Origin of the sequence: Flavobacterium enshiense (assembly GCF_040750275.1) — a bacterium.
In the GTDB taxonomy this organism is placed as follows: domain Bacteria; phylum Bacteroidota; class Bacteroidia; order Flavobacteriales; family Flavobacteriaceae; genus Flavobacterium; species Flavobacterium enshiense_B.
This window is the reverse complement of the sequence record NZ_JBDOCV010000001.1, coordinates 46754-58775: the sequence shown is the minus strand read 5'-3', so window position 1 is coordinate 58775 and position 12022 is coordinate 46754. Positions and strand designations below refer to the sequence as shown.

14 protein-coding genes are annotated in these 12022 nt (G+C 40.2%); 4 read left to right on the top strand and 10 right to left on the bottom strand.

Annotation, left to right across the window (positions count from 1 at the left end; all coding sequences use genetic code 11):
- Positions 1-12: 12 nt before the first annotated feature.
- The 6 genes from ABGT15_RS00300 to ABGT15_RS00275 form a co-directional block, all read right to left on the bottom strand.
- Positions 13-462: a GNAT family N-acetyltransferase gene (locus tag ABGT15_RS00300; RefSeq protein WP_367229426.1), complete on the bottom strand. Its 450-nt coding sequence runs from the start codon at positions 460-462 to the stop codon at positions 13-15.
- Positions 462-1166, bottom strand: a complete 705-nt coding sequence (locus tag ABGT15_RS00295) for an AAA family ATPase (RefSeq protein WP_367229425.1) — start codon at positions 1164-1166, stop codon at positions 462-464. Before ABGT15_RS00295 ends, ABGT15_RS00300 begins: the two co-directional genes overlap by 1 nt.
- A gap of 28 nt (positions 1167-1194) precedes the next feature.
- Positions 1195-1422: a hypothetical protein gene (locus ABGT15_RS00290; RefSeq protein ID WP_367229424.1), complete on the bottom strand. Its 228-nt coding sequence runs from the start codon at positions 1420-1422 to the stop codon at positions 1195-1197.
- A gap of 116 nt (positions 1423-1538) precedes the next feature.
- Positions 1539-3941 carry a ribonucleoside-diphosphate reductase subunit alpha gene (locus ABGT15_RS00285; RefSeq protein WP_367229423.1) on the bottom strand — a complete coding sequence of 801 codons (2403 nt, stop codon included), beginning with the start codon at positions 3939-3941 and terminating at the stop codon, positions 1539-1541.
- Positions 3942-4012: 71 nt separating this feature from the next.
- Positions 4013-4990, bottom strand: a complete 978-nt coding sequence (locus ABGT15_RS00280) for a ribonucleotide-diphosphate reductase subunit beta (protein ID WP_367229422.1) — start codon at positions 4988-4990, stop codon at positions 4013-4015.
- Positions 4991-5257: 267 nt separating this feature from the next.
- Entirely contained in the window at positions 5258-5824 is a 567-nt protein-coding gene (locus tag ABGT15_RS00275) for a DUF3109 family protein (RefSeq protein WP_367229421.1), read from the bottom strand.
- Positions 5825-5962: 138 nt separating this feature from the next.
- Here ABGT15_RS00275 and ABGT15_RS00270 point away from each other — a divergent pair, with 138 nt between their 5' ends.
- From ABGT15_RS00270 to ABGT15_RS00260, 3 genes are all read left to right on the top strand, one after another.
- On the top strand, positions 5963-6538 hold the full coding sequence (locus tag ABGT15_RS00270; protein ID WP_367229420.1) for a MarC family protein: 576 nt from the start codon (positions 5963-5965) through the stop codon (positions 6536-6538).
- Positions 6539-6675: 137 nt separating this feature from the next.
- Complete coding sequence (locus ABGT15_RS00265; RefSeq protein ID WP_367229419.1) at positions 6676-6873, top strand: hypothetical protein; 198 nt, start codon at positions 6676-6678, stop codon at positions 6871-6873.
- 97 nt (positions 6874-6970) lie between these two features.
- Positions 6971-7579, top strand: a complete 609-nt coding sequence (locus ABGT15_RS00260) for an FAD-dependent oxidoreductase (protein WP_367229418.1) — start codon at positions 6971-6973, stop codon at positions 7577-7579.
- 60 nt (positions 7580-7639) lie between these two features.
- On the opposite strand, the gene ABGT15_RS00255 is transcribed toward ABGT15_RS00260, so the two are convergent.
- Genes ABGT15_RS00255 through ABGT15_RS00245 form a run of 3 tightly spaced genes read right to left on the bottom strand, consistent with a single transcriptional unit; the run spans position 7640 to position 10282 of the window.
- Entirely contained in the window at positions 7640-9214 is a 1575-nt protein-coding gene (locus ABGT15_RS00255; RefSeq protein ID WP_367229417.1) for a S41 family peptidase, read from the bottom strand.
- A 41-nt stretch (positions 9215-9255) separates the two neighbouring features.
- Complete coding sequence (locus ABGT15_RS00250) at positions 9256-9684, bottom strand: deoxycytidylate deaminase (protein WP_367229416.1); 429 nt, start codon at positions 9682-9684, stop codon at positions 9256-9258.
- Between the two features lie 4 nt (positions 9685-9688).
- Positions 9689-10282: a HupE/UreJ family protein gene (locus ABGT15_RS00245; protein WP_367229415.1), complete on the bottom strand. Its 594-nt coding sequence runs from the start codon at positions 10280-10282 to the stop codon at positions 9689-9691.
- A gap of 226 nt (positions 10283-10508) precedes the next feature.
- On the opposite strand from ABGT15_RS00245, the gene ABGT15_RS00240 reads away from it, so the two are divergent.
- Positions 10509-10940 carry a TerB family tellurite resistance protein gene (locus ABGT15_RS00240; protein WP_367229414.1) on the top strand — a complete coding sequence of 144 codons (432 nt, stop codon included), beginning with the start codon at positions 10509-10511 and terminating at the stop codon, positions 10938-10940.
- Positions 10941-10966: 26 nt separating this feature from the next.
- Here the strand turns inward: ABGT15_RS00240 and fbp are convergent, their stop codons facing one another.
- Positions 10967-11974 (bottom strand): class 1 fructose-bisphosphatase, encoded by a 1008-nt coding sequence (fbp, locus tag ABGT15_RS00235; protein ID WP_367229413.1) that lies wholly within the window; start codon positions 11972-11974, stop codon positions 10967-10969.
- Between the last annotated feature and the right edge of the window lie 48 nt (positions 11975-12022).

The window sequence follows — 12022 nt, the reverse complement described above, 5'->3', positions numbered from 1 at the left end:
TAGGGTATAGCTTTATTTTAGTTCTTTCTTCATACAGACACTACTTTCCACACCAATGTATTGCCCGTAATTGGGTATGGACCGGTATCCGAATTTCTTATACAAGGCAATGGCGTTTTCCAGTTTCTGGGAAGTTTCCAAAATACAGAAATTAAATTGTAATTCGACAGCCCATTTTTCCAATTCCTGTAAAACACTGTTTGCCACACCTTTTTTACGGTGCTCCGGATGTACAAACATCCGTTTAATTTCACCGGTTTGAGAATCGTATGCTTTAAGAGCGCCACAACCAATGGCAACATCATTCTCATAGCAAAGCACCACATTTTGGAGGTAAATCTGGTTGTATTGGGCAAAAAAGTCTTTCTCATCACCATCAATATCGATTAAAAAAGTATCGAATAATTGCGTGAGATATTTAAAATCCGAATGATCGGAAGTTGTTCGAACCAATTGCATCATCAGTGTAATTTATTGATTTCGGCCTGAATAATATTATTTTTCACCTCCTTAAAAACGTGATTTTTGGCTTCGGCAAAGGAAACTTCGTAAACACGCTCCAATTTCGTGAATTCTGACGGATATTTTGCCAGAAGCACATCATAATACTTATCAAGCACTTCTTTAGAAGGCAACGTAAATTCCAGTTTCAGTTCAAAACGGCGCACTAAGGCCTCGTCGATCATCTGAATCTGATTGGTGGCGGCAATCAATATGGATTTCTTCGGAAAATGATCGATGAGTTGCAAAATGGCATTCACCACCCGTTTCATTTCGCTGTTGTCTTTGTTGTCATAATCACGGATTTGCCCGAGGGAATCAAATTCATCAAAAAACAGAACCGCGCTTTCGTAATTCACTTCTTTAAATAAACCTTCGATGTTTTTTGCCGTTTCTCCTAATTTCGAAGATACAATACTCGCCAAATTCACAATGATGATTTTCTTATCGAGTTTTTTGGCAATCGCTTTGGCCGTCATGGTTTTACCGCAACCGGTCTTCCCATACAACAGCATTTTATTGATTACGGGCAAATCGTATTTTTCCAACACTTCCCGAAACTGATATTCTTTGAGAAACTGGTTGATTTGTTTGGAAACGGCTTCGTTAAAAACCACATCTTCCAAATTGATGGTGCTTCGGTCGGTAAAATATAAGGTACTCAAGGAATAGGATTTAAATGCAGAAAATTACTTATTCTTTATCATTAGCCAAAAAGAAATTACGGGATTTCTTCGGATATTGGTCGTAACTTTTATCACTTGGGTTTTCGATTACCGATTTGATGTTCACCTCATCACCCACTTTGAAATTCGCTACCGTATACTGATAGTCTAACAAATATTCGCCACAGAAAAAGTTTCCGTTTTCATCTTTTTCGATAATGCCTGTATACACCCCTTTTTTCTTGTCTTTTGCCATACTTTTATTTTTTGAATTACAAAGGTACGAAGACCTTATCGATTTATTATAAAACAAAAACAGCCATCATTACTGACAGCTGCTTTCACTCTATTAATACAAATCAAATTCTTTTATTATGACCCGCACATTTCGCAATCTTCCGGGCCTGCGTTTTTAGAACGCTCAAGCATGGCACGAAATTCATCCGGAGTCATCTCCTGATTTTCGTTCGCTACTTCAGCGGCTACAGCGATTGGTTCGGATTTTTTATCGTTGCTCAAGGTAAACTTAATAGCATCTACGGCTGATTTCGTTCTCAGGTAGTACATACCTGTTTTCAATCCGGATTGCCATGCATAGAAATGCATTGAAGTTAATTTAGAGAACGTTGCCCCTTCCATAAACAAGTTTAACGATTGCGACTGATCGATGAAGTAGCCTCTGTGACGGGACATATCGATAATATCCTTCATACTCATTTCCCAAACTGTTCGGTACAATTCTTTGATATCTTGCGGGATACCGTCAATATCCTGAATCGAACCGTTGGCACGCATGATTTCCTGCTTCAGACTCTCATTCCACAAACCTAAACTCACTAAATCATGCAACAAGTGTTTATTCACCACGATAAATTCTCCGGACAATACACGACGAGTGTAAATATTGGATGTATACGGTTCAAACGCCTCATTGTTTCCTAAGATTTGCGAAGTCGAAGCAGTCGGCATCGGTGCCATCAACAACGAGTTACGCACTCCGTTAGCCATTACTTCTTTACGAAGCGATGCCCAATCCCAACGACCACTCAAATCGCTGTCATTCATACCCCAAAGGTTGTACTGGAATTCTCCTTGAGAAATCGGCGAGCCTTGGAAAGTTGAATAAGGCCCTTCTTCTTTTGCCATTTCCATGGAAGCAGTAACTGCCGCAAAATAAATGGTTTCGAAGATTTCCTGGTTTAATTTTTTAGCTTCATCCGACGTAAACGGCATTCTCAATAAGATGAACGCATCAGCCAAACCTTGCACGCCTAATCCTACCGGACGGTGACGCATGTTGGAGTTTTCCGCTTCTTTTACCGGATAGTAGTTGCGATCAATTACTTTGTTCAGGTTACGGGTAACACGTTTGGTTACATCATGTAACAACTGATGGTTGAACTGACCGTTTTCCACGAACATTGGCAACGAAATCGACGCTAAGTTACACACCGCAATTTCATCGGCAGACGTATACTCTAAAATCTCCGTACACAAATTCGAAGAACGAATGGTTCCTAAATTTTTCTGGTTCGATTTACGGTTCGCCGCGTCTTTATACAACATGTATGGCGTTCCGGTCTCAATTTGCGACTCTAATATTTTTTCCCAAAGCTCACGCGCTTTGATGGTTTTTCTTCCTTTTCCGGCTTCTTCGTATTTAATGTACATCGCGTCGAACTCATCACCATACACATCGTATAAGCCCGGACACTCGTTCGGACACATTAACGTCCAGTGTGCGTCGTCCTGTACGCGTTTCATAAACAAATCGTTCATCCACATGGCAAAGAACAAATCACGGGCACGCATTTCTTCTTTTCCGTGGTTTTTCTTCAAATCCAGAAAATCGAAAATATCAGCATGCCAAGGCTCGATGTAAATCGCAAAACTTCCTTTACGTTTACCGCCTCCTTGATCCACATAACGCGCCGTGTCGTTGAATACACGCAACATCGGTACAATTCCGTTCGACGTTCCGTTCGTTCCACGGATGTATGATCCGGTTGCTCTTACGTTATGGATAGACAAGCCGATTCCTCCCGCCGATTGCGAGATTTTAGCAGTTTGCTTCAACGTATCATAAATTCCATCAATACTGTCATCCTGCATCGTTAATAAGAAACAAGAAGACATTTGCGGTTTTGGTGTTCCCGCGTTGAAAAGCGTTGGTGTTGCATGCGTGAAGAATTTCTTCGACATAAGCTCATACGTTTCAATGGCTGCCGGAATATCGTTTAAGTGAATCCCCACCGAAACACGCATCAACATATGTTGCGGGCGTTCAACAATTTGCCCGTTAATGCGCAACAAATAGGAACGTTCTAAAGTTTTAAACCCGAAATAATCGTAGTTGAAATCGCGGTTGTATATGATGGAAGAATCCAAAATTTCCGCGTTGTCCATGATTGCCTGATACACTTCTTCCGACAACAAAGGAGATTCCTGCCCTGTTCTCGGATTCACGTAATGGAACATATCCGACATGGTTTCCGAGAAGGATTTTTTGGTATTTTTATGCAAATTGGAAACTGCTATACGAGCTGCCAATTGCGCATAATCCGGGTGGGTTACCGTCATGGAAGCTGCTGTTTCCGCTGCTAAGTTGTCCAACTCTGAAGTAGTTACTCCATCGTACAAACCTTCAATAACACGCATGGCTACTTTTACCGGATCAACCAAATCGTTTAATCCGTAGCATAAAATTCTCACGCGGTCGGTGATCTTATCGAACATAACCGGCTCTCTTCTTCCGTCTCTTTTTACTACATACATAGTGTTACTGTTTTGAAGGTTAGTTTATATAATGTTGGCCATTGGCCGTGAATTGTCTGGTTTGTCTTCGATTAAAAATCAGCGTCGAAACTGATTTTTTGCGAATCGGTGTCTTTATTCAAAACGCCTGCTTTTTGGTATTCCGAAACGCGCTTCTCGAAGAAATTCGTTTTCCCTTGCAACGAGATCATGTCCATGAAATCGAAAGGATTGTTCGAGTTGTACACTTTTGAACACCCTAACTCCACTAATAAGCGATCCGCTACGAATTCTAAGTATTGCGTCATTAATCCCGCGTTCATTCCGATCAAACTCACTGGTAACGATTCGGTGATAAACTCTCTTTCAATAGTTAACGCATCGGTAATAATATCAGTAATACGTTCTTTAGAAACTTTATTTACCAAATGATTATTGTGTAAATGCACCGCAAAATCACAGTGAACACCTTCGTCACGGGAAATCAATTCGTTAGAGAACGTTAAGCCCGGCATCAAACCGCGTTTTTTTAACCAGAAGATCGAACAGAATGCTCCGGAGAAGAAGATTCCTTCCACCGCTGCAAACGCAATTAGCCGCTCTGCAAACGAATCGGACTCGATCCATTTTAAGGCCCAATCGGCTTTTTTTCGAATTGCCGGAAACACTTCAATAGCATGGAACAACTGGTTTTTCTCTTCTTCGTTTTTCACATAGGTATCAATCAACAACGAATACGTTTCGCTGTGGATGTTTTCCATCATGATCTGGAAACCGTAGAAAAACTTCGCCTCCGGATATTGCACTTCGTTTACGAAATTCTCCGCAAGGTTTTCGTTCACAATTCCGTCTGAAGCGGCGAAAAATGCCAAAATGTGTTTGATAAAATATTTCTCATCATCATTCAACTTACTGTTCCAGTCGGTCAAATCCTGATGCAAATCAATTTCTTCCGCAGTCCAGAAACTGGCTTGCGATTTTTTATACCATTCCCAAATGTCATGGTGTTTGATCGGGAAAATTACAAATCGGTCTTTGTTATCCTGCAATATAGGCTCGACTACTGACATAGTATGCTGACTTTTATACGATTAAAAAAATGATTATTTAACTAGATTGGGGTTTACAAAGATTGTCATTTGTATTGTAAAAAGAAAGTCAAACTTATTCACAATTTGACCGAGTTTTTAACAATGAAGATTTTCTTGTCAATAAAATTTTATGTTGCCAAATACTTGGAAATCAATATTTTACAAATAAATAAAATCTTACAAATTCTATCTGAACCGCAGTAAAACATCGGCTTAAAGCCACTTTAAAAAAGTAAAAAACCGAAGCTATTTTTTGTACTCTGCTGCAACTTTTTCCAATTCAGAATACCATTCGGAACCAAACTTTCTGGTAAGCGATTCTTTCAGAAATTTATACACCGGAACTTCTAATTCTTTTCCAAGTGAACAAGCATCGTCACATATGTGCCATTTATGATAGTTCACGGCCGAAAATTCAGAATACTCCTTAACGCGAATCGGGTACAAATGGCAGGAAATTGGTTTTTTCCAATCCACAATCCCTTGGTTATAGGCCTGCTCGATACCGCAAAGCGCGGTTGGGCCGTCGAAAATAACGTAAGCGCAATCCGCTCCGTCAATTAAAGTCGTTTCAAACTCTCCGTCTTCACCGATAACCGAAGTCCCTTGTGCTTCGATAGCTGCAATCCCTTCCGGGCGTAAAAACGGTTTTATTTTAGGAAAAATATCCGCTAAAATTTTTGTTTCCTCTTCCGATAGTGGTGCACCGGCATCTCCGTCCACACAACAGGCTCCTTTGCAGGCCGACAAATTGCACACAAACTCCTTTTCTAAAATCTCCTCCGACACTATGGTTTTCCCTAACTGAAACATATTTTTTACGCTAAATTTCCGGAGCAAAGTTACGAAGATTCCACCCAGAATCCCGCAAATGTTAGAAATTAACGATTTATTAGCTAACTTCGTAATAAAACCAATAATTTTGCAACCTCACAAACAAAACAACTCGCTATGGAATTGGATGTAAAAGAAATTTTAACGGTTGGAATGGTACTTTTCGCGGTAATCGACATTGTGGGAACCATCCCGATTATCGTGGATTTGAGAAGCAAGGTCGGCCACATTCAATCCGAGAAAGCCTCAGTGGTTTCAGGGATTATCATGATTACCTTTCTTTTTGTGGGGGAAGAAATTCTGAAATTTATGGGGGTTGATGTTAAATCGTTTGCTGTAGCGGGTTCGTTCATCCTTTTCTTTTTGGCTTTGGAAATGATTCTAGGCATCACATTATATAAAGACGAAGAACCTAGCACAGCTTCCATCGTTCCACTTGCCTTTCCTTTGATTGCGGGTGCAGGAACCATGACCACCTTACTATCCCTACGCGCACAATACCAGAGCATCAACATTGTTGTAGCGATTCTTATCAACATTATTATCGTATACATCGTACTGAAATCTTCTTCAAAAATTGAAAAAGCGTTAGGCAAAAATGGCTTGGGCGTTATACGAAAAGTATTTGGCGTAGTACTATTAGCAATTGCTGTTAAATTATTCGCAGCTAATGTTAAAGGTCTATTTGTTTAAACCCAATTTTAGTAGTTTTACACCTTATTTCAATAAATCTAAATGGAGATGATAAAAGCTGTTACAGTTTTCTTTGCCTATGAAGTTGTTTTTCAAGCGAGCCGCATCGAATGCCTATAACAAATAAAATTAAAGAGATGAAAGTTTTTACCTATATTTTGATTGCCCTAGCCCTGGGTCTTATTATTTTTAACATTACACTGTTGGATTTCAACAATCTTTTTGAAGGAAACAGCATGGTAGCCTTAATTGGGATTGCCGCTTCCCTTTGTGCGGTATGCATACTGTTGATTTTTCGAATGTCGAAAATTATCGATGAAAAAACCAAGGAATAGTTAGTTGTCCGTAAAAAGCAGTCCGTCACAACATTCGTTCACAGTTTCCTGCTTATTACATTTAACTATACCACTAACCCCTAATCGCTTATTATAAATGTTCGATGTCCTCATTATTGGCGGTGGCGTTTCAGGGATTTCCTGCGCTTTGATTTTAGGATCCGCCCACAAAAAAACGTTTGCTGCCGATAAAAAAATCGGGGTTATTGCACACCAAAAAGCATCTTCCCTTCAGGATGCCATTTTTTACAACGCGTATGGAATTCCCAACGGAAAATTGGGTGCAGAACTTCTAACCGAAAGCACAAGCCATCTTTCTGAAATTTACCCGCATATTCAGCAAATCGAAAATGAAAAAGTAATTAGCATCAGTGGGGAAAACGGAAACTTTACCATTACCACCAACAAAAACACCTATACTTCAAAAATAATTGTGGTAGGTATTGGTTCGTCCAATCTTTTTGCAATTGACGGACTGATGCAGTATGTAACACCTCATCAAAAATCTTTACCGGAGAAAAACCGAATCCAGCTTAAAAACAACGATCATAAAGTAACCGAAGGCATTTATGTTTGTGGCACTTTGGCCGGGCATCGCAGCCAACTTTCCATCGCAGCCGGAAGTGGCGCCGCAGTAGCTACTGATATTTTGGTTTTATGGAATGATGGCACGGAAACACATTCGCACGACAGCATTAGGAAATAGCAATCATTGTTCGGTGACGAATGATCAGTGGCCAGTTTCAGAAATTTTCAATTTTAACTTCTATTGCTTCACCAAGACCTTTTTCACCATCGCATCTTCTTTCAACACGATTTGAAAATATTTGTTTTCATCAAAAAGCTGTCTGACAAATTCTGCGGCCATATAGCGTTTCACTCTTTCTTTATTACCGTCAAGATTTAAAATCAAGCCGCTATTGGAAATATAGGCTTTGAAATTATTGAAATACAAATCGGTTTTATTCAGTTTGTCCAAAACTTGTGAAAAAGTAAGGTTTTGAAATGCACTTCGGCTCTTATCCAATTGCTCAAAAACGAAATAACTCGCAATGCCGGACTGCATCAGCAGGGAAAGCGCTTCGTCGCCGTGACTGCCTTCGATTGCCACAAAAACATCGGGAATAATTCCACCACCGCCGTAAACGATTCTGCCTTTTTTTGTTTTAAATTTCAAACTGTCGGCTACTTTGATACTGTCGGCTGCAAAAAGTTCTCCATTGATGAATCGCTTTTCAAAATCGCTGAAATATTCATCATTTCCGTGATCGTAAGGCTTTTGAATGGATCGTCCGGAAGGTGTATAATAACGAGCTACCGTTAATCGCACTGCGGAACCATCACCAAGTGGCATTTCTTTTTGTACTAGGCCTTTCCCAAAGGAACGTCTTCCTACCACGGTTCCTCTGTCGTTATCCTGAATCGCGCCTGCCAGAATTTCACTCGCCGAAGCCGAATTTTCATTGATCAAAATATAGAGTTTACCATTCTCGAAGTTCCCTTCATCGGTAGCATAAGTGGTTTCGATTTTACCTTTTTTATTTTTAGTCTTGACGATGACGTCTTTGTTTTTCAGGAATTCATCCGCGATTTGAGCTGCCATTTCCATGTAACCGCCTCCGTTTTCACGTACATCGACAATGAGTTCGGTCATGCCCAAACGTTTTAATTCCAACAAGCCTTTTTTAAACTCTTTATACGTAGTTTCGGCAAAGCGATTAATTTTGATGTATCCGGTGCTCTTATTCAGCATGGTGGCAATATCAACGCTCTTAATCGGTACAATATCTCGGGTTACATTGACTTTGAATTTTTTGTTTTCTGATTTTCGGTAAATAGTAAGATTTACTTCGGAACCTTCTTCACCTTTTAGCTTAGAAAACAGACTGTCTGTGGGCAGCTTTCGACCAAAAAGCTTTGTATTACCGGCAAACAGAATGCGATCACCCGCTTTCAATCCGGCTTTTTCGGATGGCCCGTTAGCAATAGGCTTGATAATGGCTACCGAATCTTTGTACATGTAGAAATTGACGCCGATGCCCACAAAATCGCCTTTCATACTCTGCGCCACCTGTTCCATTTCATTCTTGGCAATATATACGGAATGCGGATCCAATTTTTCCAAAATTCCGTTTACCGTTAAATCAACGATGGAGTCGGAATTAACATCATCAACATATTCGCTTTCAATTAATTCGATAAGTTTGTTCAGCTTGCTTCTATTTGAATTGGCAGAAAAACCGGGGCGTGGTCCCGAAAAATTCAGATATCCCCCAATAAGCACACCCACCGCTACAGCAGTGGCAATGATAATCGGCAAATATATTCTCTTAATTTTCATGCAAAATCCTTTCTGTCAAGCGATTATTCTCCCGAATAAAGTTAATTCAAATCGGTGATATGATCCACTTCAACACCTGCTTTTCTTAAAAAATCCAAACCGGAATCGTCTTTATACCCTTCAAAATACACCACCCGTTTAATACCTGACTGATGAATCAGCTTACTACATTCCTTACAAGGGGAAAGCGTGATGTACAACGTTGCATTTTCACACGACTGTGTAGAACGTGCCACTTTGGAAATTGCATTGGCTTCGGCATGAAGCACATACCATTTCGTATACCCTTCCTCGTCTTCACAGCAATTCTCAAACCCTGACGGCGTACCGTTGTACCCATCAGAAATGATCATTCTGTCTTTTACAATTATCGCGCCAACTTGCTTGCGTTTGCAATAGGACAATTGCCCCCATTCCTTGGCAATGCGCAGATAGGCTTTATCGTATTTCGATTTCTTTTTTTCTTTCATGCCGCTATCGGTTCCAAATCTCGCTTTGAATAATCATCGGCAATACCACGCCTACTACAAAAGCGGATATAACCAAGGTCCAGTCGCGTTTGGAAAATCTAAAAAATGTCTGAACAATATAGGAAAGCAGCAATACGATGATTACCACTATAATTTGAGCAGCTTCAATTCCTAAGGCAAACTCCAACAAGGGAAGCAATTTATCGGAAGCACTTCCCGGCAAAATGGTTTTAAAATAATTTGAAAAACCAAGGCCATGAATAATCCCAAAAAACAAAGTTACCAAGGCCACAAAAGTGATACTCTCGTTTTTTCCCGATTTTCCTGCGGTAAACAAATGAAACAAAGCCGTTACCAGAATCGTAATCGGAATCAGGAATTCAATCAGACTTGCCTGTATGATGACAACCCCATAAACGGAAAGCAACAACGACAAGGTATGCCCTAAAGTAAAAAGCGACACTAAAATTAGCACGCGTTTCCAATCTTTAAAGGCATAAGGTGTTACCAAAGCAATTAAAAACAACACATGATCGTATGCATTGATGTCCAACACATGACGCAGACCGATATTGAAATACGTAAGAAACTCCGACATTACACTTGTTTTTCAGATTGGGATCTCAAACTTACAATTTATTTTGCTAACGGATGATTTTCGTTAAGAAAAGCTTATCATTTTTTCATATCCATTGCAACGCAACACGCGAATTCACAAAGAAAGAATGAACTGATTTTTTAGCCTATAAACGATTTTTCAGACGGAATTGATTCCAACAAAAGAAGAAAAATCGTAAATTTGAGTTAGTCAAAACATCCCAATCATGTCATTATTAGATTTATACGACAGCGAATTCAAAACCCGCAACAAAGGCCATTTTTCCGCCATTGTTCGGGTAGCCATTGCCGATGGTGATTTAAGTCCGGAAGAAAAACTATTTTTGGACAAACTTGCCTTCCAATTGGAAATCTCCCCAGACGAATATGAGGAAATCTTAGAGAATCCTTTAAAATACCCCATTAATGCTCCTTCATTGTACATCCAGCGCCTGGAACGCTTGTATGATTTGTCCCGAATGGTGTATGTCGATCAGGTATTAGGCCCCAAACAAAAGGAAATTCTAAGCAAATTCGTACTTGCTTTAGGGTTTACTCCGGCCAATGTAAGCCTCATCGTGGAAAAAGCGCTTTCCCTGCTGATTCTTCACGTCGATCTGGATACCTTTATTTATGAAATGCAGCATATGAACAAATAAAAAAACTCCCGATCGGGAGTTTTTTGTTACTTATATTTTGCCATAAATTCTTCTGCTTTGGCCACCATATTCTTGCTGCCACAGAAAAAAGGAACGCGTTGGTGCAATTCCGTCGGTTTGATTTCCATGATTCTTCCGTAACCGTCAGAGGCTTTCCCTCCGGCCTGTTCGGCGATGAATGCCATCGGATTGCATTCGTACAGCAATCGCAGTTTCCCATTAGGGGCTTTGGAACTGGTCGGATACAGATAAACGCCGCCTTTAATCATGTTACGGTGAAAATCGGACACCAAACTACCAATATAACGGGACGTGTACGGACGATCGCCTTCTTCCAGCTGGCAATATTTGATATAATCTTTCACCCCTTGCGGAAAATGAATATAATTCCCTTCGTTTACCGAATAAATCTTACCGTCAGCACTGTATTGCATGTTTGGATGCGACAGATAGAAGGTTCCGATAGCCGGGTTTAGCGTAAAACCATTCACGCCATGTCCTGTTGTGTATACTAACATGGTAGAAGTTCCGTAGATTACATAACCCGCAGCCACCTGCTGATCACCGGGTTGCAAAAAATCTTCCAAAGTAACCGGAGTACCCACCGGCGTTACTCTTCGGTACACCGAAAAGATAGTACCCACCGACACATTTACATCAATATTGGAAGAACCATCCAAAGGATCCATCAGCACCACATACTTATTATTATCGGCGCCGTCTTTCCCGTGTACGGCAATAAAATCATCATTTTCTTCGGAAGCAATTCCACAAACAATTTCACGGTTGATCAACGTCTGAATAAAAACTTCGTTGGCATAAACGTCCAATTTTTGTTGGTCTTCACCTTGCACATTCTGCTCTCCGGCCGCACCGACAATATCCACCAAACCGGCTTTATTCACCTTATAGCTCACTACTTTGGCTGCCAAACGTATAGCATTGATAATACGGGACAATTCCCCGGAAGAATACCTAAATTCCTCCTGTTTTTCAATAATAAATTCCCCTAAAGTCTTATTGCGTTGCTCCATTATTCCTGTGTTGTTTATTCGTATGCAAATATTATGCTTAATTTTTGA

What these genes read in the sequence shown, in the direction of transcription:
- ABGT15_RS00260 (WP_367229418.1), top strand. Translation starts at nt 6,971, where the DNA reads ATGTTCGATGTCCTCATTATTGGCGGTGGCGTTTCAGGGATTTCCTGC.
- ABGT15_RS00265 (WP_367229419.1), top strand. Translation starts at nt 6,676, where the DNA reads ATGAAAGTTTTTACCTATATTTTGATTGCCCTAGCCCTGGGTCTTATT.
- ABGT15_RS00290 (WP_367229424.1), bottom strand. Translation starts at nt 1,422, where the DNA reads ATGGCAAAAGACAAGAAAAAAGGGGTGTATACAGGCATTATCGAAAAA.
- ABGT15_RS00255 (WP_367229417.1), bottom strand. Translation starts at nt 9,214, where the DNA reads ATGAAAATTAAGAGAATATATTTGCCGATTATCATTGCCACTGCTGTA.
- ABGT15_RS00275 (WP_367229421.1), bottom strand. Translation starts at nt 5,824, where the DNA reads ATGTTTCAGTTAGGGAAAACCATAGTGTCGGAGGAGATTTTAGAAAAG.
- ABGT15_RS00300 (WP_367229426.1), bottom strand. Translation starts at nt 462, where the DNA reads ATGATGCAATTGGTTCGAACAACTTCCGATCATTCGGATTTTAAATAT.
- ABGT15_RS00285 (WP_367229423.1), bottom strand. Translation starts at nt 3,941, where the DNA reads ATGTATGTAGTAAAAAGAGACGGAAGAAGAGAGCCGGTTATGTTCGAT.
- ABGT15_RS00245 (WP_367229415.1), bottom strand. Translation starts at nt 10,282, where the DNA reads ATGTCGGAGTTTCTTACGTATTTCAATATCGGTCTGCGTCATGTGTTG.
- ABGT15_RS00280 (WP_367229422.1), bottom strand. Translation starts at nt 4,990, where the DNA reads ATGTCAGTAGTCGAGCCTATATTGCAGGATAACAAAGACCGATTTGTA.
- ABGT15_RS00270 (WP_367229420.1), top strand. Translation starts at nt 5,963, where the DNA reads ATGGAATTGGATGTAAAAGAAATTTTAACGGTTGGAATGGTACTTTTC.
- ABGT15_RS00240 (WP_367229414.1), top strand. Translation starts at nt 10,509, where the DNA reads ATGTCATTATTAGATTTATACGACAGCGAATTCAAAACCCGCAACAAA.
- fbp (WP_367229413.1), bottom strand. Translation starts at nt 11,974, where the DNA reads ATGGAGCAACGCAATAAGACTTTAGGGGAATTTATTATTGAAAAACAG.
- ABGT15_RS00250 (WP_367229416.1), bottom strand. Translation starts at nt 9,684, where the DNA reads ATGAAAGAAAAAAAGAAATCGAAATACGATAAAGCCTATCTGCGCATT.